Origin of the sequence: Limosilactobacillus fastidiosus, assembly GCF_014145505.1 — a bacterium.
GTDB classification, from domain to species: domain Bacteria; phylum Bacillota; class Bacilli; order Lactobacillales; family Lactobacillaceae; genus Limosilactobacillus; species Limosilactobacillus fastidiosus.
Window position 1 is genome coordinate 108,126 of sequence record NZ_JACIUZ010000044.1, and the last position, 24,584, is coordinate 132,709.

27 protein-coding genes are annotated in these 24,584 nt (G+C 38.5%); 21 read left to right on the forward strand and 6 right to left on the reverse strand.

What is annotated here, in order from left to right; genetic code table 11:
- Positions 1–5: 5 nt before the first annotated feature.
- The 6 genes from H5R64_RS07970 (at position 6) to H5R64_RS07995 (ending at position 5,149) form a co-directional block, all read left to right on the forward strand.
- Positions 6–1,142 carry a nucleotidyltransferase gene (locus H5R64_RS07970; protein ID WP_182581635.1) on the forward strand — a complete coding sequence of 379 codons (1,137 nt, stop codon included), beginning with the start codon at positions 6–8 and terminating at the stop codon, positions 1,140–1,142.
- A gap of 82 nt (positions 1,143–1,224) precedes the next feature.
- Positions 1,225–1,791 carry a YceD family protein gene (locus H5R64_RS07975; protein WP_182581634.1) on the forward strand — a complete coding sequence of 189 codons (567 nt, stop codon included), beginning with the start codon at positions 1,225–1,227 and terminating at the stop codon, positions 1,789–1,791.
- A 52-nt stretch (positions 1,792–1,843) separates the two neighbouring features.
- Positions 1,844–2,023 (forward strand): 50S ribosomal protein L32, encoded by a 180-nt coding sequence (gene rpmF, locus H5R64_RS07980; RefSeq protein WP_182581633.1) that lies wholly within the window; start codon positions 1,844–1,846, stop codon positions 2,021–2,023.
- Positions 2,024–2,199: 176 nt separating this feature from the next.
- Entirely contained in the window at positions 2,200–2,886 is a 687-nt protein-coding gene (locus H5R64_RS07985) for a response regulator transcription factor (protein ID WP_182581632.1), read from the forward strand.
- A 9-nt stretch (positions 2,887–2,895) separates the two neighbouring features.
- Positions 2,896–4,398, forward strand: a complete 1,503-nt coding sequence (locus H5R64_RS07990; RefSeq protein WP_182581631.1) for a HAMP domain-containing sensor histidine kinase — start codon at positions 2,896–2,898, stop codon at positions 4,396–4,398.
- A gap of 106 nt (positions 4,399–4,504) precedes the next feature.
- Positions 4,505–5,149 (forward strand): APC family permease, encoded by a 645-nt coding sequence (locus tag H5R64_RS07995; protein WP_182581630.1) that lies wholly within the window; start codon positions 4,505–4,507, stop codon positions 5,147–5,149.
- Positions 5,150–5,580: 431 nt separating this feature from the next.
- On the opposite strand, the gene H5R64_RS08000 is transcribed toward H5R64_RS07995, so the two are convergent.
- The 4 genes from H5R64_RS08000 to H5R64_RS08015 all read right to left on the reverse strand — a co-directional run bounded on the left by H5R64_RS08000 (position 5,581) and on the right by H5R64_RS08015 (position 8,903).
- Positions 5,581–6,849: an MATE family efflux transporter gene (locus tag H5R64_RS08000; protein ID WP_182583361.1), complete on the reverse strand. Its 1,269-nt coding sequence runs from the start codon at positions 6,847–6,849 to the stop codon at positions 5,581–5,583.
- A gap of 209 nt (positions 6,850–7,058) precedes the next feature.
- Positions 7,059–7,469 carry a peptide deformylase gene (locus H5R64_RS08005; RefSeq protein WP_182581629.1) on the reverse strand — a complete coding sequence of 137 codons (411 nt, stop codon included), beginning with the start codon at positions 7,467–7,469 and terminating at the stop codon, positions 7,059–7,061.
- 92 nt (positions 7,470–7,561) lie between these two features.
- Positions 7,562–8,530 carry a membrane protein insertase YidC gene (gene yidC, locus H5R64_RS08010; RefSeq protein WP_182581628.1) on the reverse strand — a complete coding sequence of 323 codons (969 nt, stop codon included), beginning with the start codon at positions 8,528–8,530 and terminating at the stop codon, positions 7,562–7,564.
- Positions 8,531–8,627: 97 nt separating this feature from the next.
- A complete protein-coding gene (locus H5R64_RS08015; RefSeq protein WP_182581627.1) occupies positions 8,628–8,903 on the reverse strand; it encodes an acylphosphatase in 276 nt (91 codons plus the stop codon).
- 94 nt (positions 8,904–8,997) lie between these two features.
- Here H5R64_RS08015 and H5R64_RS08020 point away from each other — a divergent pair, with 94 nt between their 5' ends.
- From H5R64_RS08020 to H5R64_RS08055, 8 genes are all read left to right on the forward strand, one after another.
- Complete coding sequence (locus H5R64_RS08020) at positions 8,998–9,774, forward strand: TrmH family RNA methyltransferase (RefSeq protein ID WP_182581626.1); 777 nt, start codon at positions 8,998–9,000, stop codon at positions 9,772–9,774.
- Positions 9,775–9,842: 68 nt separating this feature from the next.
- The gene (locus H5R64_RS08025; protein WP_182581625.1) at positions 9,843–10,349 is read left to right on the forward strand and encodes an HD domain-containing protein; all 507 of its coding nucleotides are present in this window, start codon (positions 9,843–9,845) and stop codon (positions 10,347–10,349) included.
- A gap of 22 nt (positions 10,350–10,371) precedes the next feature.
- Positions 10,372–10,710 carry a winged helix-turn-helix transcriptional regulator gene (locus H5R64_RS08030; protein ID WP_182581624.1) on the forward strand — a complete coding sequence of 113 codons (339 nt, stop codon included), beginning with the start codon at positions 10,372–10,374 and terminating at the stop codon, positions 10,708–10,710.
- 283 nt (positions 10,711–10,993) lie between these two features.
- On the forward strand, positions 10,994–12,040 hold the full coding sequence (gene pheS, locus H5R64_RS08035) for a phenylalanine--tRNA ligase subunit alpha (RefSeq protein WP_182581623.1): 1,047 nt from the start codon (positions 10,994–10,996) through the stop codon (positions 12,038–12,040).
- 5 nt (positions 12,041–12,045) lie between these two features.
- Positions 12,046–14,463 carry a phenylalanine--tRNA ligase subunit beta gene (gene pheT / locus H5R64_RS08040; protein ID WP_182581622.1) on the forward strand — a complete coding sequence of 806 codons (2,418 nt, stop codon included), beginning with the start codon at positions 12,046–12,048 and terminating at the stop codon, positions 14,461–14,463.
- A 2-nt stretch (positions 14,464–14,465) separates the two neighbouring features.
- The gene (locus tag H5R64_RS08045) at positions 14,466–14,810 is read left to right on the forward strand and encodes an endolytic transglycosylase MltG (protein WP_182581621.1); all 345 of its coding nucleotides are present in this window, start codon (positions 14,466–14,468) and stop codon (positions 14,808–14,810) included.
- An 81-nt stretch (positions 14,811–14,891) separates the two neighbouring features.
- On the forward strand, positions 14,892–15,368 hold the full coding sequence (gene greA / locus H5R64_RS08050; RefSeq protein ID WP_182581620.1) for a transcription elongation factor GreA: 477 nt from the start codon (positions 14,892–14,894) through the stop codon (positions 15,366–15,368).
- 148 nt (positions 15,369–15,516) lie between these two features.
- On the forward strand, positions 15,517–15,909 hold the full coding sequence (locus H5R64_RS08055) for a HesB/YadR/YfhF family protein (protein ID WP_182581619.1): 393 nt from the start codon (positions 15,517–15,519) through the stop codon (positions 15,907–15,909).
- A gap of 69 nt (positions 15,910–15,978) precedes the next feature.
- On the opposite strand, the gene H5R64_RS08060 is transcribed toward H5R64_RS08055, so the two are convergent.
- Complete coding sequence (locus H5R64_RS08060; protein ID WP_308184604.1) at positions 15,979–18,588, reverse strand: YfhO family protein; 2,610 nt, start codon at positions 18,586–18,588, stop codon at positions 15,979–15,981.
- 219 nt (positions 18,589–18,807) lie between these two features.
- Here H5R64_RS08060 and H5R64_RS08065 point away from each other — a divergent pair, with 219 nt between their 5' ends.
- From H5R64_RS08065 to H5R64_RS08095, 7 genes are all read left to right on the forward strand, one after another.
- On the forward strand, positions 18,808–20,889 hold the full coding sequence (locus H5R64_RS08065; RefSeq protein ID WP_182581618.1) for a peptidoglycan D,D-transpeptidase FtsI family protein: 2,082 nt from the start codon (positions 18,808–18,810) through the stop codon (positions 20,887–20,889).
- A 136-nt stretch (positions 20,890–21,025) separates the two neighbouring features.
- Positions 21,026–21,175, forward strand: coding sequence for a 50S ribosomal protein L33 (rpmG, locus tag H5R64_RS08070; RefSeq protein WP_182581617.1), 150 nt, complete (start codon positions 21,026–21,028; stop codon positions 21,173–21,175).
- Between the two features lie 118 nt (positions 21,176–21,293).
- Positions 21,294–21,851 carry a 5-formyltetrahydrofolate cyclo-ligase gene (locus H5R64_RS08075; protein ID WP_182581616.1) on the forward strand — a complete coding sequence of 186 codons (558 nt, stop codon included), beginning with the start codon at positions 21,294–21,296 and terminating at the stop codon, positions 21,849–21,851.
- Positions 21,851–22,513 (forward strand): rhomboid family intramembrane serine protease, encoded by a 663-nt coding sequence (locus H5R64_RS08080; RefSeq protein ID WP_182581615.1) that lies wholly within the window; start codon positions 21,851–21,853, stop codon positions 22,511–22,513. The genes H5R64_RS08075 and H5R64_RS08080 overlap by 1 nt, the downstream gene beginning before the upstream one ends.
- 5 nt (positions 22,514–22,518) lie before the next feature.
- A complete protein-coding gene (locus tag H5R64_RS08085; protein WP_182583321.1) occupies positions 22,519–22,770 on the forward strand; it encodes a YqgQ family protein in 252 nt (83 codons plus the stop codon).
- A gap of 19 nt (positions 22,771–22,789) precedes the next feature.
- On the forward strand, positions 22,790–23,752 hold the full coding sequence (locus H5R64_RS08090) for an ROK family glucokinase (protein WP_182581613.1): 963 nt from the start codon (positions 22,790–22,792) through the stop codon (positions 23,750–23,752).
- Positions 23,753–23,770: 18 nt separating this feature from the next.
- Positions 23,771–24,184, forward strand: a complete 414-nt coding sequence (locus H5R64_RS08095) for a rhodanese-like domain-containing protein (protein WP_182581612.1) — start codon at positions 23,771–23,773, stop codon at positions 24,182–24,184.
- A 150-nt stretch (positions 24,185–24,334) separates the two neighbouring features.
- Here H5R64_RS08095 and H5R64_RS08100 read toward each other — a convergent pair whose 3' ends face one another.
- Positions 24,335–24,511: a DUF3042 family protein gene (locus tag H5R64_RS08100; protein WP_182581611.1), complete on the reverse strand. Its 177-nt coding sequence runs from the start codon at positions 24,509–24,511 to the stop codon at positions 24,335–24,337.
- Positions 24,512–24,584: the final 73 nt, after the last annotated feature.

Consider the following 24,584-nt stretch of genomic DNA (forward strand, 5'->3'; position numbering starts at 1 on the left):
GTAAAATGCGTGCAGTTGGATTGGTTACCGAATATAATCCTTTTCATAATGGACATATTTACCATATTAAACAAGCTAGAAAAATCACCAATGCTGATGCAGTAGTTGCCGTAATGAGTGGTAATTTTACCCAACGTGGTGAGCCAACAATACTTGATAAATGGCAACGGACGCAAGCAGCATTACAAAATGGGGTGGATTTGGTAGTTGAATTACCTGTTTTTATGGCTGTACAACCAGCTCATCTTTTTGCAGCCGGTGCATTAGAACTATTAAATGATTTGCAGGTCGCAGATATTGTTTTTGGCGCAGAACATCCTTTATGGAATTTTGCAAACTTTGTTGAAGCAGAAGAGCATTTTAGTCAACGGGAATTTGAAAAATTTAATGCAACTTATGCTACTCAGTTTAATCGACAACTAAGTAATTTAACGGGCCATAGTTTAACGGATCCCAATGATATTTTAGCTTTCTCATATTATAAGGCTAACCTTGAAAAGGGGTATTCGATTCGCTTACACCCAATTAATCGCTTGGGAAGTCAATACCATGACCAAACAATTACGGGAACTATTGCCAGTGCTAGTGCAATTCGTGAAGCAGTTAGTAAGCATGAAGCGATTGATCGTGTTGCTCCCGAACAAACTGCAGATCTACTTACAAAATTAAAATGCATACCTGCTTGGGAACGACTTTATCCCTTATTAAGAAACGTCCTGATCCAGACACCGTTGGAACGTCTTCAGCAGATTTATCAAATGGCAGAGGGATTGGAGTATCGTTATCGAGAAGCTGCGGAGCGTGAATTAACGTTCGCTGGTTTTATTCAACGGGTAAAAACAAAACGTTATACATACTCGCGATTACTACGGGTGTGCCTGTACACCGTAATGGAGATTACTAATGACCAAGTTTTGCAGGCGAATGCTCATCCTTATCTTCACGTGCTTGGCTTCAATGGACAAGGACGTAAATATTTACACCAGATAAAGAAAAACGTTCATTATCCTCTATTAACGAAAATTAGCCAAAGTGAACATGACGGATTAATTAACCTAGACTACCGGGCCGGAAAATTATATCAAATGTTTACTAATATTGAACAAGACGTAAAACACGCACCAGTAATTGTTAAGAAATGAATTAAAAGTGTCAAGGATAAAACATTGACAAGCAATTTTGTGACTAGTATAATTATGCTTGTTGCATTAGGAGGTTATGACGATGAAATGGTCAATAGCAGAGTTACATCGTTACTCGGATGAACCACTACACATTCAAACAACCCTCGATTTAAACAAGATCTTAACGGCATCATTTCCGGACACCATCTTGGCTGTTCAACCAGTTAAGGTTGATGGATATGTTAGTTATGATCAGGGGGATGTTACCGTTAATGCTCATGTTGAGACAACGGTGACTGTACCTTCTAGTCGATCATTAACACCCGTAGCGTTAACGCTTAATTTTTCGTTTACTGAGACATATATTGATGATCCAGCCCACCTTTCTCGTTATGAAGATGACGAGGAGAATGATGAGATTATCTTTGTCTTAAAGCACGGTGAGAAGATTGATTTTGACGAAGCTGTTGCTGAAAACATTGTTGAGCAAATTCCGTTACGAGTTCTTTCTGATGATGAACGTAATGGTAAGTCATTACCGAACGGGAAAGGCTGGGAAGTTATCACTGAAGATGACTATAAAGCTAATCAGCAGAATGCTAAAAAAGTTGATCCACGTCTCGCTAAGTTGAAAAAACTATTTCCTGATCAGGATGAAAAAAAGTAGCGGACGGTTAACAACCATTTGTGGATAATTAATTTCTTAGGAGGTGTCAAACATGGCTGTTCCAGCACGGAAGACTTCAAAGACTAAGAAGCGTATGCGTCGGGGTCACATTAAGTTAAGTGTACCTGGTCTTGCACCTTGCCCAAACTGTGGTGAACTTCGCAAGTCACACATGGTATGTCCAAATTGTGGCTACTACGACGGTAAGCAAGTTGTTAACACTAACAACTAAAAACCAAAAAAGACCTTTTCTTAGGCGCCGGACCTGAAAGGGTCTTTTTCTTTTTTAAATTTAATGGATAACTTAAAACACTGTCATATTAACGCTAGGGTTTATTAGAAAATTGTGATAAAATTATTGTGCTTTATTAATGTACGAAATAACAATTAATTGTGTAGGTGAAATCAATGAGTCGAATCTTAATTATTGAGGACGAAGAAAATTTAGCAAAGTTTGTTGAAATGGAACTCAAGCACGAGGGATATGAGACGGATGTTGAATTAGATGGACGTGCCGGTTTACAAGCAGCACTTAATCAGGATTTTGATCTGATCTTGCTTGATTTAATGCTACCGGAATTAAATGGAATTGAAGTTGCACGGCGAGTCCGGGAAATGAAAAATACTCCAATTATTATTATGACGGCTCGGGACTCTGTAATTGATCGGGTATCTGGCTTTGATCATGGTGCAGATGACTATATTGTAAAGCCATTTGCAATTGAAGAACTTTTAGCCCGGGTTCGCGCTCTATTACGGCGGATTAATATCGAAGATAGTAGCAATAAGGAACACCAGACTACTGTCCAATATAAGGATTTAACAATTGAAAAAGAAAATCGGGTAGTTCGTCGTGGAGATGAAGTTATTAACCTTACGAAGCGAGAATATGAACTACTTTTAATCCTAATGGAAAATATCAATGTTGTAATGTCACGAAAAGATCTTTTAAGTAAGGTCTGGGGGTATGATTCTAAGGTGGAAACTAACGTTGTTGATGTTTATATTCGTTACCTTCGAAATAAAATTGATCGTCCTGGCGAAAAGAGCTATATTCAAACGGTTCGGGGTACAGGATACGTTATTCGTTCTTAGGATTGACTAATGGAAAAAGCGAAGAAGCAAAAGAAATTTTTCTCCTTAAAGCTAAAGTGGGCTTTAGGAACTTCAGTTGGTTCATTTATAATTTTTTGTATTGTGGCAATGTCGTTATTCAGTGCCTTTACTCAGAACCTGTTACATTCTGAACGTGAATTGTTAGATTCTGGAATGAGTGTGATAAGCCAGCAGTTAGGACGAAGTGACACAACACTGGATAGAACACAAATTAGTAATATTATTATTCCTGATCGAGAACGAGATAATTTTATAAGTGGCCAGCGTTATAGACGACCGATTATTCAAGAATTAAGTGACTCTCATTTAATTGTTAATATCTATAATCCACAAAAACGGAATATTTTTAGTACCGGAGAGTCCCTAAGTCATGTTCAACTTTCAAGGAGTAAGCAAGTAAGAGAAGTTAAGGGACCTACCCATAATGTTTTGGTTGGTACCCAGGCAATTTATTCTCATCATAATCATCGCGTAATTGGTTACTTACAAGTTGAAAATAAGTTAAATGCTTATTATAAGAGTTATAATCAATTTAAGCTAGTCTGCTTTTTTGCAATGCTCTTAGTGGTCCTGACCAGTGGGTTATTAGGTTATTTCTTGTCCTACTTCCTTTTGCAACCGTTAGGAGATATTCATGATACGGTGAAGGAAATTAGTCAGGATCCAACAAAGAGTATTCGGGTACCAATTACTGGGAGAAATGATGAATTAGCTGAATTAACAGCGATGTTTAATGAAATGCTTGATCGGATGCAGCGATATATCGAACAACAATCACAGTTTGTTGGCGATGTTAGTCACGAACTTCGGACACCCGTTGCAATTATCCAGGGACATTTGGAAATGCTTCAACGTTGGGGAAAAGATGATCCCAATGTACTAGATGACTCATTGGCGGCTTCCCTCGCTGAAACTAAACGGATGAAGAATTTGGTTCAAGAAATGCTTGATTTAAGTCGTGCTGAGCAGGTTGAAATTAATTTTCGTAATCAGCGAACAGTTGTTAATGATGTTGTTCACCAGGTGTTTAATAATTTCAAAATGCTTTATCCAAAGTTTACTTTTACGTTGGACGATGATCTTCACTCACCGGTTATTAGTAACATTTACCGTGATCATTTAGAACAGGTATTAGTAATTCTTTGTGATAACGCAATTAAGTATTCACAAGAACGAAGGGAAGTTCATATTTCTCTGTCAAGGGGAATGAACACCGTTGAAATTGGGGTTCAAGACTTTGGTGAAGGAATCGCTCCTGAAGATGTGAAAAAAGTTTTTGATCGTTTCTACCGGGTTGATAAGGCACGAAGTAGAAAAAAGGGTGGCAATGGGTTAGGGCTTTCAATTGCTAAACGGTTGATTGAAGGTTATCATGGTTCGATTGCCCTTGAAAGTTCCATAGGAGCTGGGTCAATCTTTCGGATTATCTTACCGATTATTGGGGAAGATGATTTAGGAAAAAATAGCACTAGTGCAGAAGATAAAAATTAAATATAAGTTTAAGCACCAAACAAAAATGTGGCTGAAGTGATAAGTAACTTTTGGTTTTCATTACTTGTTTGGTGCTTTTATGATTGCGATGAAGATCATTTTTATATTGGCTAGTCTAATTACAATTATTGTTAACCATGGTGTGTCATCACAACCTATTCATAGTTTAAAGACATTCTTTATTTCACCAATCCCCTTGTTTCAAACTCCAATTGTAATTATTTCATTTGTTATTTACGCTATTTTCGCATATGCTGGAGTGGAAAACCTTGGCGGTGCTACCAATAGTATGAAGAATCCTTTAAGAACTTTTCCTGGAGGATTAACGATCGGAGCAATCTTAACTATTAGTAGTTACGTATTAATGATTGTAATGACTGGTTTTAGTGTTAATTATAACCAGATAATTGCTAAATTAAGTGTGAATCTTGGAAACGTTACCTACGTTGTCTTTCACCGTTTAGGCTATATGCTGGGAGTTTCCCTTGGCCTTATTCACCAGGTAAACCTCTTCTTGGGTAATTTATTCACACGGTTGATTGCCCTTGCTGGGATGCTTGGTTCAATATTCGTCCTTGTATATACTCCAATTAAGTCATTTATTATGGGATCTAACCTTGATTCATGGCTTACTCGAATTACGAAGTTAAACCAGCATGGGACGCCCAGTGAAGTGCTCCATAATTGTTGGACAAAAAAACCAATGATTGTGAGGCGTTTTTTCTATGTCAAAATATTCTTCAAGATTTAAAGCAACAATTGTCAGTGAATACTTAGCTGGTCAATCATCATCTGAACTGAATCGTCATTATCATGTCCCACAAAGACAAATCCAGAAATAGGTTCAAATGTTTAGAATGAATGGTCCTCAAGCATTCCAACGGAAGAATATCCCCCATGACTTTGTTGTTTTTAAGAACCGTTTCTGGACAAGGATGTTAGTATGACTTATTGAACTTATAGTTTGTTTGGGAATTAATCTTTACTTGTATCCGACCGATCTCGGATCATGACTTCCAAACTGGTTTCTGGACAGCAATTGGACCACTCTTCTTTGGAATTGTTGCCTGAATTCTCTATGATTACACATCAAAACATGTACGCGCGTGATAATAAAAATGCTCTAGCACCGGAAAACCGAAATACTAGAGTATTTTTATTATTATGCGGATTCAATGATTATTAGATCCTTTCTTTTTGTTGATCGTATTGCTGAATGTGCTGGTAGACTAAAACGCTTCCGATAATGGTAACTATTAACTCAGTTACTGGTACTGCTGCCCAGACCCCATTAATCCCAAAGAGAAGGGGAAGGATGAAAATTAATGGTAAGAGAATGAGATAGCCACGAAGGAGTGATAAAGTAAAGGAAGCACGAGCTGAGTTAGTTGCTGTTAAAAACAGGATGAACAAGTAGTTAATAGCACTAAAGAATACACTGGTGAAATAGACGGGGAGACCAATCGCTGCAAAGTGGACAAGTTGACTCGAGGCCTGAGTATTAAAAATGTTGATAATGGGGTATTTAAACACGATTAAGATAATAAACTCACTAAAAGCAAATATCAGAGTGATGATTATTCCAAGCCTCAATGCTTGAGATGTATTACTGAAATGGTGTTCGCCGTATTCACGACTGGCAACCGGCTGAACTCCTAAGGCGACACCATTTGCAATCGCAAGAACCACAATAGCGATATTTGAGATAACTCCGTAAGCGGCTACCGCATAGTTGTTTGCTAGTATTAGAAGAACGTGATTAAAGAAGAATACACTAACCCCCGTACTGAGTTCATTCAAAGCTGCCGCCACGCCTAAACGGGCTGAACCAATAATTGGCTTCAAAGAGGGGTAAACCAAATGAAGGTGAAGTCGCCGTTTATTAAAACGTCGGTGAAATGATAGAATCACAAGACTGATGGCTGGTGAAAAAATAACCGCTAAGGCTGCTCCTTCCATTTTAAGGCCCAGACCAAAGATAAAGAACCAGTCAATGATAATCACCGATGTTGTTTCAATTACCGTTGCTAACATGGTTAAAGTCGGATTACCATCATTGCGAATAAAGTTAATACTAATGTAGTTACACATTACAAACGGACCACACCAAGCAACAATTCGTACATAGGTAATTGCTAACTCTTTCGTTGCATTATTGGCCCCAAGTAAATCAACAATGCTAACTGAAAACAAATCAATTAGGAGTGCAAGAATAATTCCGAATACAGCTGCCGAAATCATTAATGAACTATATAGTGATTCGATGCGCTCGGGGTGGAGGATCTTATTTAGAGAAAAGATAGTTGCACCACCAACTCCGAGGAGCAGTCCCAAAGCATTAAAAAAGTTAAAGATGGGTAGAGCTAAATTAAGAGTAGTCAGTCCTAAGGCACCAGCGGCAATCGAAATAAATAGGGTATCAATTAGAACATAAATTGATGTTCCTAACATGGCAATAATATTTCGACTAACGTAGTGAAAAACTTCCCTTGTAATTGACAAAGATAAAACCTCCAGATCGACTTTCCATCCTCCAGAAGACTGGACGCCTGTTTGGAAAGTAAATGTAATTTATGACAAAACCCGGCGATTTTGTGGTTCCTATTTCATTAATATTATCTTAGCAAATTCGATTACGCGATAACAGGATGGATTAGTAGTTAAATTAAAATGCCGTTGAGGTGATCGACTTCATGCTGGACAATTTCTGCTGGTAAGTCTGAGAGCTGAAGAGATTGGAGTTGCCATTCTTGGTTATAAAAAGTGACCTTAATTTGACGGTAGCGGGTAACTGGTTTCTTGCCTTGAAGAGAAAGGCAGCCTTCTTCTGTTTGGTAAGGAATACGCTTTTGAGTAATTTGTGGATTGTACATTACGACATTAAATGGACCTAAAGTGGCGATAATAACGGCCTTATTAATACCAATCATATTAGCAGCCATTCCGATGCACTCGTTTTGGTGGGTTTTTAGTGTGTCCTGCAGATCAATTCCGATATTGAGATCTTGCTTGGTGGCAGGAATAGCTTGCTGTTGTAAAAAAGATTGGTCATAGTTAATTGGCTTGATCATATTTATATCTCCTATGATTTTATAAGTTTGAAGTTGTATAGTAATAATTTGAGGCTGGGAAAAATGATTTACGTTTCCCAGCCTCTTTAGTTTTAATTATTATTTTTGTGGTGTTGTTGCTTACCAGCATTTCGTTGCCGATTAGTTTGTTTTGGTGTATTTGAAGATAATGGGGCAGCAGATTTCTTTAACTGGTCGATTGCTGCAGAAACGTTATCATTTGTTTTGGCATTTGAACTGCTAGTCTTTAGAGTATGCGGAACCTTAACCGGGTTCTTTTTTGTTTCTTCAGCAATTTGCTTTCTGATTCGTGGGCGATAGGCGTTAATCATTAGGGTTTGAAGAATAGCAAATAGTCCCCCGATGAAGAAGTAGAGCCCTAAACCAGCAGATGAAGTTAATGAAATAAAGAAAGTCATAAATGGACTTAACCAGATTGCCATTTTCATTTGTTTCTTCTGTTCTTCCGGAACCCCAATTAGACCAAGGTAACTTTGGACAGCATAAGCAATGAAAGAAAGGACTGCGAAGAGAATGCTTGGTTTCCCTAGTGCAATGCCCATGAATGTTGCATGGTAGAGATCTGGTGAATACCGAATTGCGGCGTAAAGAGCGGCGAAAACCGGGAATTGAATTAATAATGGTAAACAACCAATTCCGCCAGTTAGGCTAACGTTATTTTCCCGATACACAGCCATCATTTGAGAACCAACAGCAGCTTGTTCTTCTGGAGTCTTGGCTTCACGTTGCTTCTTTTGCAGCTCCTTTAATAATGGTTGGATCTTAGCCATCTTTTCTTGCATAATGGTTGACTTTTTCATTTGTGAGAACATTACTGGTAGTAAGATTGTTCGTACCACCACAACAATTACAATGATTGCCCAACCATAATTGTTTCCGAGATGACTAGCAAGCCATTCCATTAAATGTTGCATTGGCTTTGCTAGGTAAGTGTATGTCAGACCGTATGGTTTACCGGACTTTGTTGTTCTTACACAGCCTGTCAGTAGTAGTAGGGCAACAGTTAATAGTCCTGCTACCGAAAGTCGTTTTCGTTTCATTAAGATACTCCCTTAGTATATTTAAGATAATTATTGATTAATATAAAACAGTACATATCTTAACATTAAATCCACTAGCAATTCTACTGCTTTAATGCTATTTGATTACAAAAAGTTGGTATTGAGCTGTTGGCAAATCTCTGACTTCTAGTTTAGAAACTTTGGAAAATGGTGTTGGTCCCTTTTTAATTAGACTGATAAATTTATTAAGGCTATTTTGGTTTCCTTCGGCAATAATTTTAACGGTACCATTAGGGAGATTTTGAACGCTACCGGTTATATTAAGTTGGGTAGCGATCTGCATAGTTCCGTAGCGGAAGCCAACTCCCTGAACTTGACCATGAGCAATTATTTCAAAACATTGAACTGTCATATATTACTATCATCCTTAAAAACTATAGAAATTATTAACATTATTGTACACTATAATCATGGTATAATTAATCAAAAGAGGAGACGACAATTAAATGGAGAAACTTACGTCGATTCATAATCAACACGTAAAAAATTGGAAAAAATTACAAACAAAGAAGTATCGTCGCCAAACAGGAACATACTTGCTAGATGGTTGGCACTTAGTGAATGAGGCTACTCAGGCTGGAAATCATCTCTTACAATTAATTGGGACTGAGGAGCAACTTCGCGCTTACAGTGAATTACAAGAATTTAGTGATGAAACATATGAAGTTACTGAGGAAGTGATGCAACACATTACTGATACAGTTACACCGCAAGGAATTGCTGCGGTGGTTTCGTTACCTGATGCACACAAGATTCCAGACTCAAATACTTTGCGTGGGGGCTGGCTATTTCTTGATCGAGTACAAGATCCTGGTAATGTTGGAACAATGGTTCGAACTGCTGATGCAGCAGGTTTTACTGGAGTTGTTGTGAGTCACCGTTCGGCTGATATTTTTGGCCCTAAGGTTATTCGATCAATGCAAGGTTCACAATTTCATTTAAAATTATACGAAGGAAATCTGGAAAAATGGATCGAAGACTTTAAAAAGATTAATGCCCCAGTTTATGGGACTCAACTTAACCCACAGGCAAAAAGTTTTCGTGATGTTGAACCTGGAGAAACCTTTGCCTTAATTATGGGAAATGAGGGACAAGGAATGAGTCAGCATCTCCTTAACCAAACTACGGATAACCTTTATATTCCAATGAGAGGACAAGCTGAGTCGCTTAATGTTGCTATTTCGGCCGGTATCTTAATGTTTCAGTTAAATAAAAATTTGTAATGCGTAATGATTTATTTGTTAGTATAAATCTTGTAAAATATCCTTAATAATTAGAAGAGGAGGATTATATGAAGTCAATTAATGAATGGCGAACCGATTCAGAGTATGTTTCTATTGTTAGTGATTTATTAGCTCAGCCAGGGGTTCAAAAGTTAGCTCAGTATACACAACATCATCACTCGAACCGTCTCCAACATTCGATTGCGGTTTCATTCGATAGTTACCGAATTGCAAAACGAATGCATCTCGATTATCGGAGTGTTGCCCGCGCCGGCTTATTACATGACCTCTTTTATTATGATTGGCGAACTACTAAATTTGACTTGGGGACTCATGCGTTTATTCATCCACGGGTAGCTTTGCGTAATGCCGAAAAACTAACAAAGCTAAACGCTAAGGAAAAAGACATAATTTTGAAGCATATGTTTGGGGCGACCCTTGCTTTACCTAAATATCGTGAAAGCTGGATCGTTTCCCTTGTGGATGATTTTGAAGCGGAGCACGAATTCTTTAGTCCGCTGCGGGCTAAACTAGCACGTAAGATTCGAAAGCATCGCATGAAGTCTGTATGGTAGTCTGTGGAAGGGAGTTGTTACTATGCAACAATTAGCTGAGAAGTCAGCTAATGCTGGTAGTTGTAAGCTTTGCCCCAAATTCACCCATACTTTTTCAATTCTTGGCAAAAAATGGAATGGTTTGATTATTGAAGCTCTTTTGGTAAAGGATACAATGCGCTTTAAGGATCTCTCCGCTAGTATTGATGGGTGTAGTGATCGGGTTCTTTGCGAACGACTGAAAGAACTTGAGGATGAAAACATTGTTACTCGGAATACTTATAAGGGTGAAAATCGAATTGATTATTCGCTAACTAGGCGGGGCCAAGAGCTTCGTGAAGTAATGAGTACCGTTCATAAGTGGAGTGACAAGTGGAATTAATTTATCCTTGACCTGATAACGGTGCTTAGCTACAATAGTCTGTGATATTAAAAGTGTTGATGGAAACTAGTACCTGGGTGTAGCTGTTAGAGAGCCGCTATGATTCTGCAATTAGTGGTCAGTGAGTACGGGGAATTTCATTTCCGGAGCTGGTATGTAATGATATTCCGGTTGATCGCCGTTATTGATTTTGAGTGTGCATTGTATGCAAACTAGGGTGGTACCGCGAAGCCTCGTCCCTAATCGGACAGGGCTTTTTTATTTACTATAAAGGAGTGAAATTATGGGATTAAAAGAACGACTTGCTGAACTTCGTGAAGAAGGATTGCAGGAAATTAAAGAATCAGAAGATCTGAAGAAGATCAATCAAGTTCGGGTGAAAATGCTCGGGAAAAAAGGGCCAATCACAAACGTCCTTCGAGGAATGCGTAATTTAAGTGCTGAGGAACGGCCTAAAGTTGGTCAATTTGCTAATAAGGTTCGTGATGAATTAAATGCCGCAATTGAAAATAAACGCGCAGAATTAGAGCAAGCTGCAATGGATGCGGAATTAGCGGCTGAAACAGTTGATGTTACCATGCCAGGTAGTCCAGTGGCACAAGGTGAACCCCATGTTATTCAACAAATCATTGATCAAGTAGTCGATCTGTTTGTTTCAATGGGCTATGAGGTTGCCGTTGGTGATGAAGTTGAACAAGAAGTTTATAACTTTGAAAAGTTAAACTTGCCAAAGGATCACCCAGCACGTGATATGCAGGATACTTTCTACGTTACTTCATCTATTCTGATGCGGACACAAACGTCGCCAATGCAAGCACGGATGTTGGAAAAGCATGACTTTAATCAGGGACCATTAAAGATGATCTCACCAGGAAAGGTTTACCGGCGTGATACAGATGACGCTACTCACAGTCACCAATTTAACCAAATTGAAGGAATGGTTGTTGGAAAACATATTACGATGGCTGATTTAAAAGGAACCTTAAAAGTTGTTGCCCAATCCCTGTTTGGTGACAAACTTGATGTTCGTTTACGGCCTAGTTATTTCCCATTTACTGAACCATCAGTAGAAGCTGATATTACTTGCTTTAACTGTATGGGTAAGGGATGCTCCATTTGTAAACACACTGGCTGGATTGAAGTTCTCGGTGCTGGGATGGTTCACCCAAATGTTTTACGGATGTCTGGTGTTGATCCGGAAGAATTTGGTGGATTTGCTTTTGGATTAGGTCCTGATCGGTTTGCAATGCTGAAATACGGTGTTACTGATATTCGGAACTTCTACCAAAATGACGTTCGCTTTTTAACTCAATTTGATCGGAAAGGATAACGGCAATGAAAGTTTCATATAATTGGTTAAATGAATATTTAGACCTTGATGTTGCACCACGCGATCTTGCCGAAAAGATCGCGCGGACATCAGTTGATATTAATGATGTTTACTCTTTAAGTGATGGCTTAAAGAAGTTAGTGGTTGGGAAAGTTGAAACCTGTGAACCACATCCTGATTCAGATCACTTACATGTTTGTTTAGTAAATGTTGGTGAGGAAGAGCCACTTCAGATTGTTTGTGGTGCGCCAAACGTTGCTGCCGGTCAAAAGGTAATCGTTGCATTGAATGGTGCCCGGATTGCTGATAATCAGAAAATTAAGCGTGGTAAAATTCGTGGTATCGAGTCAAATGGAATGCTCTGTGCATTGCAAGAAATCGGGTTTAGTGATCGGATTGCTCCTAAGGCCTATGAAGAAGGAATTTACATTCTTCCTGAAGATGCCCAACCAGGTGAGTCCGTATTTAGTTATCTGGGAATGGATGACACAATTATCGATACTGATGTTACTCCTAACCGAGGAGATATGTTAAGTATTTACGGTAACGTTAACGATATTGCTGCTTTTTATAATTTGAAGCCTCATTTTAAGGAAGTTGCGGTTGAAGAAAGTGATGATCAAGCAACCAGTGATCTCATTAGTGCAGATGTTCCGGATGAAAAGATTGCTCCAACATACAAGTTACGTGTGATCAAGGGCGTTAAGGTTGCTGATAGTCCATTATGGCTGCAAATCCGTCTTTGGAATTCGGGTATTCGGCCAATTAACAATGTTGTGGACGTTACAAATTATGTTCTACTTAAGTATGGTCAACCGTTGCACAGTTATGATTATGATAAGTTGCCAAGTCATGATCTTAGTGTGCGTCATGCCCAAAAGGATGAAAAGTTTGTTACCTTGGATGATGAAGAACAGGTATTAAACGAAAACGATATTGTTGTGACTAGTGGAAATAAGCCAATCGCCCTTGCTGGGACAATGGGTGGTCAAGAAACAGCCGTTACAAAAGACACTACCACTGTTGCATTGGAAGCAGCTGTTTTTGATTCAGTCATGGTTCGTAAGCAGGCTCGACGTCTCGATCTTCATAGTGAATCATCGATGCGGTTTGAACGGGGAATTAATCCCGAAACGGTTGAAACCGCACTTAATGAAGCGGCTCAATTAATTACAGAACTAGCTGGCGGAATTGTTACTCAGGGAATTGTTACAGGAAGTGAAAAACCAGCAAAGAGTAAGGAAATCGAACTTTCACTTTCAAAGATTAATCACGTTTTAGGAACTGAACTAAAGATGGAAGATGTTACTGATGTCTTCGAGCGTTTAGCATTCTCTAATAAATTAACAAGTAATGATACCCTTCTTGTTACTGTTCCAGCAAGGCGTTGGGATATTAGCTTACCTGCTGACCTCTACGAAGAAGTGGCACGGATTTATGGTTATGATAACTTACCAGAGAGTCTACCTGTAATGACTCGTAATCATGGTGGACTTTCACCACGGCAAAAGTTTATTCGTGCTACACGTCATGATTTTGAGGGAATGGGCTTAAATCAAGCAATTAGTTATTCATTGACAACCGTTGAAAAAGCTAAGCAATTCCAAATTGATCCGGTAGCTGAGCCAATGAAGCTGGACTTTCCAATGAGTTCTGATCACGTGGCAACACGGATGAGCATTATTAGTGGATTGTTAACTGATGTTGCTTATAATGTTTCTAGGAACGTTAATAATGTTGCCCTTTACGAAGAAGGACGGGTATTCATTCCTCGGGGTGGTGAACGTCCAGAGGAACAAGAACATGTTGCTGGTGTCCTTACTGGACAGCTGTTGAATAATAGTTGGCACATTGCAGATCAGCCGGTCGACTTTTTCCAAGTAAAGGGAATGGTAGAACGTTACCTTCATAATATGGGAATTGCCGGGAAGATTGAATATGTGGCTGATCATTCCAGAAAAGAAATGCATCCTGGTCGAACAGCTAATATTCTGATTGCTGATGAACTAGTTGGTTTTGTTGGTCAAGTTCATCCGCAAACAGCTAAGGAATATAAGATTCCGGAAACATATGTCTTTGAACTAAATCTTGAACAACTGATGAAAGCAAAGAAAGTTGAAAATGAGTACACGCCAATCAGTAAATTTCCAACTATTACTCGTGATATTGCCTTGTTAGTTGATACAAATGTTACTAATGAAGAAATTGTTGATCTGATTAAGAAACGTGGTGGAGCTTTCTTAAAGAGTGTTCACCTATTTGATGTTTACAGTGGAGCTCACCTTCCTGCCGGAAAGAAGTCGTTAGCGTACACGTTGACTTATCAAGATACTAAGGCAACCTTGACTGAAGATCAGGTTAACCAAGCTTTTGCTAAAGTTACAAAACGCCTTCAAGATCAATTAAAGGCTGAGATTCGTTAATAATGACTAACGATAAACTACGGCGGCAAAATCGAGTCGTTATTATTATCTTGGTGATTCTCGCTTGTTGTGGACTAGGAATTCACCAGTATTTCAACTATGCGTTGAAGCCAGTTAATCCATCTTCAAGACGGATTGTCCATGTTGAGATTCCGAAAGGGGCAACTGATCATCAGGTTGGGTTAATTTTAAAAGCTAAACAACTAGTACGAAGTAGCTTCGTTTGTGATTATTACTTACAAACGCATAAGGAAGCTGGGGTAAAAGCTGGAACCTTTAAATTAAAAGCCGCATATTCAACACCGCAGATTGTTAAAATTTTACAAGAATCCCGTGAAAGTCGTTAAAATTATTTTAGAATAATCATTTACAATTACTTAAACAAATGGTAATTTACCAGTGGATACAAGATAGGAGTGTATAATTAAATGGCTGAAGAAAAAACATTTCCAATGACCTTGGAAGGAAAACAAAAGCTTGAACAAGAACTAGAAGACCTTAAATTAAAGCGTCGTCCAGAAGTTATTAAGCGAATTAAGATTGCTCGAAGCTATGGTGATCTTTCAGAAAACTCTGAATACGAATCAGCAAAAGATGAACAAGCTTTTGTTGAGAGTCGGATTTCGCAAATTGAAAATATGCTTCAATATGCTGAGATTATTGATAATGAAGATGTTGATAAGGATGAAGTATCGATGGGGCGGAAGGTAACAATTCAGGAACTTCCTAATGAAGAACCTGAAAGTTACCAAATTGTTGGTGAATCTGAATCAGATCCATTTGCTGGTAAGATTTCTAACGAATCACCAATGGCTAAAGGACTTCTTGGCCATAAGGTTGGTGAAGAAGTTGAAATTGAAATTCCTAATGGCACGATGAAGGTTAAAATTTTAAGTGTGGAGTAGAAAAAATGAGGTTGGAAAATTATTTCCAACCTTATTTTGTTTTAACTTGCCATTAAATCACAATATTAGTTCAACAAAGGGAATATCTTTTTTGTTAGTTAATGAAACTGCTATCATAAAGTATGAAAACTGGAGGGGTGTGAAAGATATGAAAATGATTATAACTGATGCCGCTAATGATTGGTTTAAGGATAATCTTGGATTAGAAAACGGTGGAGGGGTGAAGTTTTATGGGAAGACATACGGTTCAACTGAAGTTCACCATGGCTTTTCCCAGGGATTTGCTCGGGAAGATGTTCCAGTTTCGCCCATTCTTGAAGTGAGAAAGGATAATATTAACTATCATATTGATAACCTCGATGAATGGTTTTTTAAGGGATTAATTATGATTGTTGACTACGATAAGAAGTCTGATGGGCCGGTTTTCCATTTTAAGCATGAAGATGGAGATCCAACTCCTGATGTAGCTGGGTTGGATAAAGATTCAGACGACCATATAGATAATAGGGCAGACGCTTCAACTGGTGCTTCTGCTCAATGAAAGTAAATTAATAATGGATAAAAAATTGACTCTAGAGTTCGGATTTCCGTACTTTAGAGTCAATTTTTCCTATTTAATATTCAAGCCCTCCTTATTCCGTTTCAATCGAGAGAGGAGAAATGCCGTTAGGAGACTGAGAAAACTAATAATTATTCCAGTAATAAGGTATGGTGGTCGGTAGTGAAGAGTAATATGATGGGTTCCTGGATTAATTTTTAGTGCTAAGAATGTTCCAATTACTTTCTGAGACTTTACTGGGTGATTATCAATTTTAGCGTGCCAACCTTTATCATAGGGGATGGTTGTCATTAATACTCCCTGATCTTTTTTAATATTAACCGTTCCTTTAAGGGTGGTTGCGCTCGCTTGACTAAGTTTTAATGGTGAACGCTGTAGTATTCTGAGGTCATGATTAAATACTTGTTGATTTAGGCGGTACAGGCTAACGTTTTGCATCCAAAGTTCAGAATGTTTGAGATGGAAAGTGACAATGATTTTTTGCCCTTTTTGGTGATGAGCAACGTTTATGATTACTGTATCTCGATATGTTTGGTATTGACTAAAGTGACGGTTATTAACAGTAATTGAGGCATCATCTTTAACGTTCGGACCAATGGTTAGGTAATATGAATCGTTAGTAGTAGGGATAATCTCTAGCTTTACGCTAGCCCCCTCATTATGATGTACTTTTTTGAAAACAGAACCAGTGATTTGGTCAGCACTTTGAACGTTTTGAAAGTCAACTTGATTAAAGTTTTGAACTTCAAACATTGGCTTCGGTGAGTTTGCTAGGTCTTGGTAGATTTCGGATTGATAAGCCGTTGGATCGTAAGTGTCGCGCGTAGAGTTAAGGATTCGGGAATTAGCGCCGAAAGCGATCGGGAGAGCAGCCTTATTTTTCCGGATTCCAATGTTACTGGTTACTGCTACCGGTTCTTGGGTATTCCAGTCTGGACGGTAACCAGACAGTGGTAGAAATGGCTCTGAGCGCTCGGGATCAATTACCGCCATTGTATAACGGAAGCCTAATAATGAATCGGTTATCTGGGTTCCATTATCATATGATACAAAGCCATCACCAGCTGGTTGCCCAATTGCTCCCATAAATACTGGAAGACTTGGGACAATGGTTGAGCCAAAATGATCACCACCATTAAAACCACTTTGAAAAGGATCGTCTTTAGTCCGCATAAAGGTCTTAGCAATGCGATAAAAACCATGGTCAGCCTGTTTAACCTTTGCAGTAGCGTTATTAAGTGCTGTGGTATATTCCCCGAATTCTGGCTGGCTAACGTATGAAATTTGATTTAATGCGGTATAAGCACTAGTCGAAATATCACAAGTGGCGATTAGTACTAGCAAGAGGTCGCTCATGATTGGAGATACCGAATGCGGAATCTCTAAGAAAAGAATGCCAACAATTGCAAAACCGAGGCCAATGAGTTTTTGACTATTGTTAATATATGAAACGGTTAATGTCTCAACATATGTGAAGATAGTAAGAGTAAAAAATAATAAAATAACGAGTTGCCATTTTGATGGTTGAAATCCCTTTTGAAGGCAGGTAGCTGCTAGAAAGATAACCCAGAAGCAGAAAATAAAGGAAAATCTTGAGGGATACCATACAGGAAATTGTCCGATATGCCAAAAGAGATCGAGAGGCTCATAGCAAAATGAAAGAATCAAGAAAGCAGTAATTAAAAAAGCAATGATCCGTTGTCCAAGTTTAATTTTTCGGTTTAAAAAGTATAATGCTAAACCAAACATTATTAACATTCCAACGTAAATGTTAGCTTGACCGCTAGGCATTTGGTTAAAGTTGAATGATCCCGGAACAAGCTTAGCTAAAAGTTTTAATGGGTTATATTCAAAACGGCTCCTAATATGATTGTTAGTATAAGTCCCCTTACTTTGAAAAAGAGAATAAGTAGTTGGCAATAATACAAAGCAGCTGATCCCAACAGAAATTAATGAAGAAAGAATGTAACGACCCAATGCGTATAAACGTGTTTTCCAAGCATTAATTAGTGGAAGCTGCCAAATAAAAAGGAGAATTGTAAAGATACAGATCATCCAAGCCATATAATAGTTATCAATAATCATGATAGTGAGCCAACTAATATAGCAAGAGAATTTGCGAGCAAAGATAATCTGGTGGAGGCCCCAAACAATTAGCGGTAAGAAAATCATAGCATCTAACCAGAGAATGTTGAGTTGGTTAGCGATGATCCAGCCATTTAAAGCGTATGCGGTACTAAAAGCAAGAATTCGGATTCCGGATTGGAGTTTACTTTTAGTTAAGAGCCAAGCAAATGATAATCCTGAAAGGCCATATTTTAATAGGGTTAATGTTAAAACACCGCTAGAAAGGTGGGCCGCCGGGAAGAAAAGAAGAATTAAGTTGAGGGGACTCCAGAGATAATAGGCGTTAGTTCCCCACATTTCCCCGCCAAGGCTCTTACTGAAGGAATAAAGGAATTCATCTGGGTGATGTAACAGTGACCGCCTAAAGTAGGCAAAAAAGTCAATGTATTGCTGACCAAGGTCGACGGTTAGTAAGGTGCTTTTCCCAAAGGGAGCCATGGAACGATAGACAAAATAAGCCCCCATTATAATCATGGGAAGGAGAAAGCTAATTAATAAAATATGTTGTTTTTTTAGTTGAGAACGGAATTGCACAAAATGTCCTCCTAAATAGAATATCTTTGTTATTATATACCGAATTCGTTAACCATGAATGTGAAGGTTCTGTTAAGTTTCGGTGATTTAGCCGTTTATGTGTTCATTTTTGCATCAATAAAGTGTATGATTGCATCTTGGTAAGTTAGGTTTAACTGCCAAATGAGGCAAAATTTGCTACAATAGAAATCATCACGGTAAAAGGAGAAGTTTAATACTGTGAAGTTTTTTGATCGAATTACGAACTATTTCAGTTCAAATAAGGGTAAACATAAAAATGCCCAATCCATAATTCCCTCACGGCTGAACTTATTGCTTTGGATTGTTGGAATATTGCTGTTAATGCTTGCTGGTCGTTTATTCTACCTCCAGATTCTTCATGGATCGTCATATAAAGCTGAGGTTAAACGATCAGATACCACCATTCAGACAAATAACGTTCAACGGGGAATGATTTACGATAGTCGTGGTCAGGTAATTGTAGGTAACCAGACTCACCAAGCAATTACTTATACGAAGAGTTCTAACGTCACTGCAGATCAACTTTATAAAATTGCTAACCGCTTAGGAAGATATATTACCGTAAATAATAGTGATACTCGTTTAACTGATCGTAACGAGGAAGACTACTATTTAGCAAATAAGAGTAACCTTAAGCAAATTACCAAAAAGCTAAATCTTTCCCAAGATGCTAGTGATGATGAGAAGTATGATGCCGCATTGAAATACTTGAAGAACCATCCAGAAGAATGGCATTTATCAAGCCATGAAAAGAGTAATGCTCGGATCTATGCTGCAATGACAGGAGCATACTCATTATCAACAACTTACATCAAAAAGTCAGGAGTTACTAGTGAAGAGCTTGCCAAAGTTGGGGAACATCTTAATCAAATGCCCGGTGTTAAGATTGGAACAGCTTGGACAAGAAATTATCCACAAGGAAAGGATTTTCAATCATTAACAGGAACGGTTTCCTCATCTGGGTTGCCAGCTGATCAGATTAATAGTCTCCTTTCTCAGGGGTATTCAAGAAGCGATAATGTTGGTCAGAGTTATCTTGAAAAAATGTTCCAAGGTACTTTAGTTGGTTCTAAGTCACAAACTCAGGTAACTACCAGCGGAAGTAAGGTTACTAATGAGATAGTTAAATATCCTGGAAAAAAGGGTGATAATCTTGTTCTAACGATTAATGCTAAGTTCCAAAAACGCGTTCAACAAATTTTGGAGCAAAATTATTCATCTGCAGGGATTACATACTCTCCGGGAGTTTATGCTGTAGTAATGAACCCTCATACAGGAGCTATTTATGCAATGGCCGGGATTGATCGTAACCAGAAGACGGGAAAGCAAACTCCTGATCAAATTGGTGCAATTAACCACCCAATTACTATGGGGTCGGTTGTTAAGGGAGCCACTATTATGGGAGGTTTAATGAGCGGTGTTATTACGCCGTCAGATAACACCTTGACTGATCAACCAATCAAGGTTGCTGGGACTTCAACAAAGGCCTCATGGTTTAATAAGACGGGGTCAGCTAACATGGCTTTGAGTGCACCGACCGCTTTGGAAGTTTCATCTAATTCTTACATGATGCAATTAATCATGAAAGAGGGAGGAATGAACTATAAGCCAGGGGCCCAATTAACGTTGAAACCAAGCATTTTTGATAAGGAACGTCAGTACTTTAATATGTTTGGCTTAGGACAAAAGACTGGAATTGACTTACCGGGTGAAACAGCTGGGTACAATGGTCCATCTTCCCAGAAACATATTGGTTCGGCGCTTGATTTGTCATATGGTAACTATGATGGATATACCGTTATTCAACTTGCCCAATATATGTCAACCATTGCTAATGGTGGAAATCGGATGCGACCATACATTGTTAAAGAAATTCGGGGGAGTAAATCGAATGGTAAATTAGGTCGTGTAGAATCAACAACTCAACCGCAAGTGCAATTTACCATCCCTGCTTCAAAAGAAGATTTTGATTTGGTACGGCAGGGACTCTATCAAGTTACTCACGGAACCAGTAGTTACGTAACTGCAAAGTCGCTAGGGAGCGCTAAGCCGTCAATTTCCGGGAAAACTGGGACTGCAGAAACTGTAACTAATGGTCACCAGACCTCAACAATTAGTTTTGCAGGCTATTCACCATCGAAGAATCCACAAGTTGTTGTTGCTCTCGCTATTCCTGGAGTAACCAATGAAAATGGTGGAGCAAACTTGAATATGGCTAAACAAATTTTTAGCGCTTACTGGAAGATTGTTCAGGATTCTAAGAGTACAAGTAATAATTAACTAGTTATGGGCCTGTCAAGTGGTTTTCCTTAACAATTATCACAAAAGACTGGTCAAACTGGTTAATTAATGGTATAGTTGTACGAGTTAGGGTTAATAGCCACGTTAAATAAATAAAAAATAGGAGGTCATGACAATGCGTGTCAACATTATCCTTGAATGCACATCATGCCACGAACGGAATTACTTAACTAGTAAGAACCGTCGTCACAATCCCGATCGTCTTGAATTAAACAAGTACTGCCCTCGGGAACGTAAGGTTACTTTACACCGTGAAACAAAGTAATAAAAAAGCACCTTTTTAGGTGCCTTTTTTATTACTTTGTAAAAAAACGCTTGCATAAATAACAGTGAGCTGTGATAATTATAGATTGAAAACGTTTAAAAGGAGAGATTGTAGGATAATGACGTATTCAAAGAAGGAGTTGCGTCAGGCTTATATTGCTCGATTGCAACAACTTGATCTTAATACGCGTTTACATGAAGAAAAAAGATTAACCTCAATGCTATTCGATCAGCCTGAGTGGATGAACGCTAAGGTAATCGCAACAACGTTAAGTCAATCCTTAGAATTGGATACTTCTCCAATTATTCTTCATGCTCGTCATGAGAATCGCCAAATTGTTGTCCCACGAACCTTGCCAGATCGTCAAATGGAATTTGTGGAATTAAATGAAGATAGTGAGTTTGTAGAAACTACTTTTGGAGTTTTGGAACCACGGAACGGTCGTGTATATAAGCCAGATGAGATCGATCTGATGATTGTTCCTGGTGTGGCATTTACTCAATCAGGTCGACGGATCGGATTTGGTGGCGGATATTATGATCGCTACTTGAGTAAGTATGACGGTAATACTATTTCGTTATCATTTACTACTCAATTGGCAAATGAAGATGAATGGCAAAGTGAGCAGTACGATAAAACAGTCGATAAGGTTCTTTCTTTATCGGAGACTGATTAATGAGAGATCAGCTTTGGCGAAGGGCCCCGGTAACATTTATCCTCTTAGCTATTCAGATTATCGCGTTTATCGTAATGACATTATTAGGTGGGTCGACTAATTCAAATATCTTAATAGAATGTGGGGCTCGTGTTACTCCACTAATTCGTGAGGGACAGTGGTGGCGACTGATTACTCCAGTTTTTCTCCATATTGGAGTTGCCCATTTAATTATCAACAGTATTACTCTTTATTTTTTAGGAATATATATTGAGGAATTATTTAGTCACTGGCGGATGTTAGCGATATATCTTGTTAGTGCCTTTACAGGAAATTTGGCTAGTGCTTACTTCTTACCGAACACTATTTCGGCGGGGGCAAGCACGGCACTTTTTGGACTGTTCGGTGCTTTTTTAATGCTTGGTGAATCATTTCGTGATAATAGTTTAATTCATGACTTGAGTCGGCAATTTTTAATCTTGGTTGGAATTAATATTGTAATGGATTTATTTCTTCCAGGAATTGATTTAGCTGGGCATCTTGGTGGCCTCTTTGGTGGTTTCCTAGTGTCATATGTTGTTGGTGCGCCATTTGTGGGTTACGTTCGTCTTTATAAACGATTAATCGGTAGTGTTATATTGTTCTTTGGCATTGTTGCCATGATAATCGCAATTGGTAGGTGATTGAAGTGACAAAACCGCGAGAATATCGAACTTTATATGATGTTCAACAGTTACTAAAAGAATTTAATGTTTATGTTTATGTTGGAAAACGGTTATATGATATCGAATTAATTGCGATTGAATTAGATCACTTATATCAAGCAGGTGTTGTTGATAGCAAGACCTATATGAAAGCGAAAATTGTTCTTCGGCAGGAACATCGTGAAGAAGAACAACGAGAGAAAGAAAAAGGAAACGGCTATTTAGGAACCGTTTAAATGAAAGGAAATGAGAATAATGGCTAAAAAATTAATTGGTGTTGATCTTGGTGGAACTACTATTAAGTTTGCCATTTTAACTGAAAATGGTGAAATTCAACAAAAGTGGTCTTTACGGACTAACATTTTGGATGAAGGTTCACATATTGTTCCTGATATCATTGATTCAATTAACCACCATATTGACTTGTACAAGATGGATCGGGATCAATTTATAGGAATTGGTATGGGGACGCCCGGAACAATTGACCGTGATAAAGGTACTGTTGTTGGTGCATATAACCTTAACTGGAAGACTACCCAAAATGTTAAGGAACAAATTGAAGAAGGTACCGGAATGAAGTTTGCTTTAGATAATGATGCAAACGTTGCTGCCCTTGGTGAACGCTGGAAGGGTGCTGGTAATGAGGGGGATGATGTTGCCTTTATTACTCTTGGTACTGGTGTTGGGGGTGGATTGATCTCCAATGGTCGCCTAGTTCATGGTATGGTTGGTGCTGGTGGTGAAGTTGGTCATATGATCGTTAAGCCAAATGGTTACCTTTGTACTTGTGGGAACCGGGGTTGTCTTGAACAATATGCTTCTGCTACCGGGATTGTCCACATTGCTCAAGACAAGGCAGAAGAATATGAGGGTGACAGTCGCCTAAAGGCAATGATTGATAATGGTGACGAAATTACTGCTAAGATCGTCTTTGATTTGGCTAAGCAAAATGATTACTTGGCAAATACTGTTGTTGATGAAGTGGCATTCTACTTAGGTTTAGCTGCTGCTAACTTAAGTAACGCTCTTAACCCTGAATACCTTGTTATTGGGGGTGGGGTATCAGCTGCTGGTGATTTCTTATTGAAGCGGGTTAATGAAAACTTCAAGAAGTTTGCCTTCCCAACTGTTCGGACATCAACTCAATTAAAGTTGGCTGAACTTGGTAATGATGCTGGTGTTATCGGTGCTGCTTCATTAGCTCGGCAATTTATGTAAAAGTAAGGGAGCGTTAGCGTGGTTCTTGGAGTTAGTAGTGGGTTATTAACCTTCAATATCGTTATTATTGTTCTACTTCTTGCCTGGGGATTTAGTTGGCTTTTCCAATATTACCGTCGGAAGAAGTATGCAACTGTGTTGGATCAGGATGCATTTCATAGGGGGATGCGTAAGGCACAGGTGATTGATTTGCGTCAACCAACCGACTTTAAAAAGGGACATATTTTGGGAGCACGAAGCTTACCGTATGTTTATCTGAAACAACAGTATGGTGAATTACGACCAGATCTTCCCGTTTATATGTATGATCAAGGGATTGCAATTAGTACTCAAGCAGCTGCTTTCCTTGCAAAACATGGTTATCATCAACTATATATCCTTAAGGGTGGTTACAATAGTTGGAAAGGGAAGACAAAGAAGTCAAAGTATTAGAATAAAGAGTGTTATTACTAGTTAATGTAAATAACACGGAATATAAAATGGCTCCCAATTCCACTTAATTCGGACTTGGGAGTCATCTATATACCAAGGAGCGTAATAAAGTTGTGAGTAATTACGCTCCTTTTTTATTTATAATGGTAATTAAGCTTGGTGAGCGGAACGACTCTTTCGGGTTGCAGCTTTCCGGTTCTCATCAAATTTTTCTTCTTGATCTTCAATCGGTTTAACAACAGTCTTGTGGAAAGTGAATGCACCACTAGCGATCACAGCTAATGTACTGAAAGTACCAATTAAAACACCTTTAGCAAAATTTTTCATGATATAGCCTCCTCTTATTTCAGTGTTACCTCTATTATGCAAAACTTAACGACTTTTTACCAGTGAGAAGGAT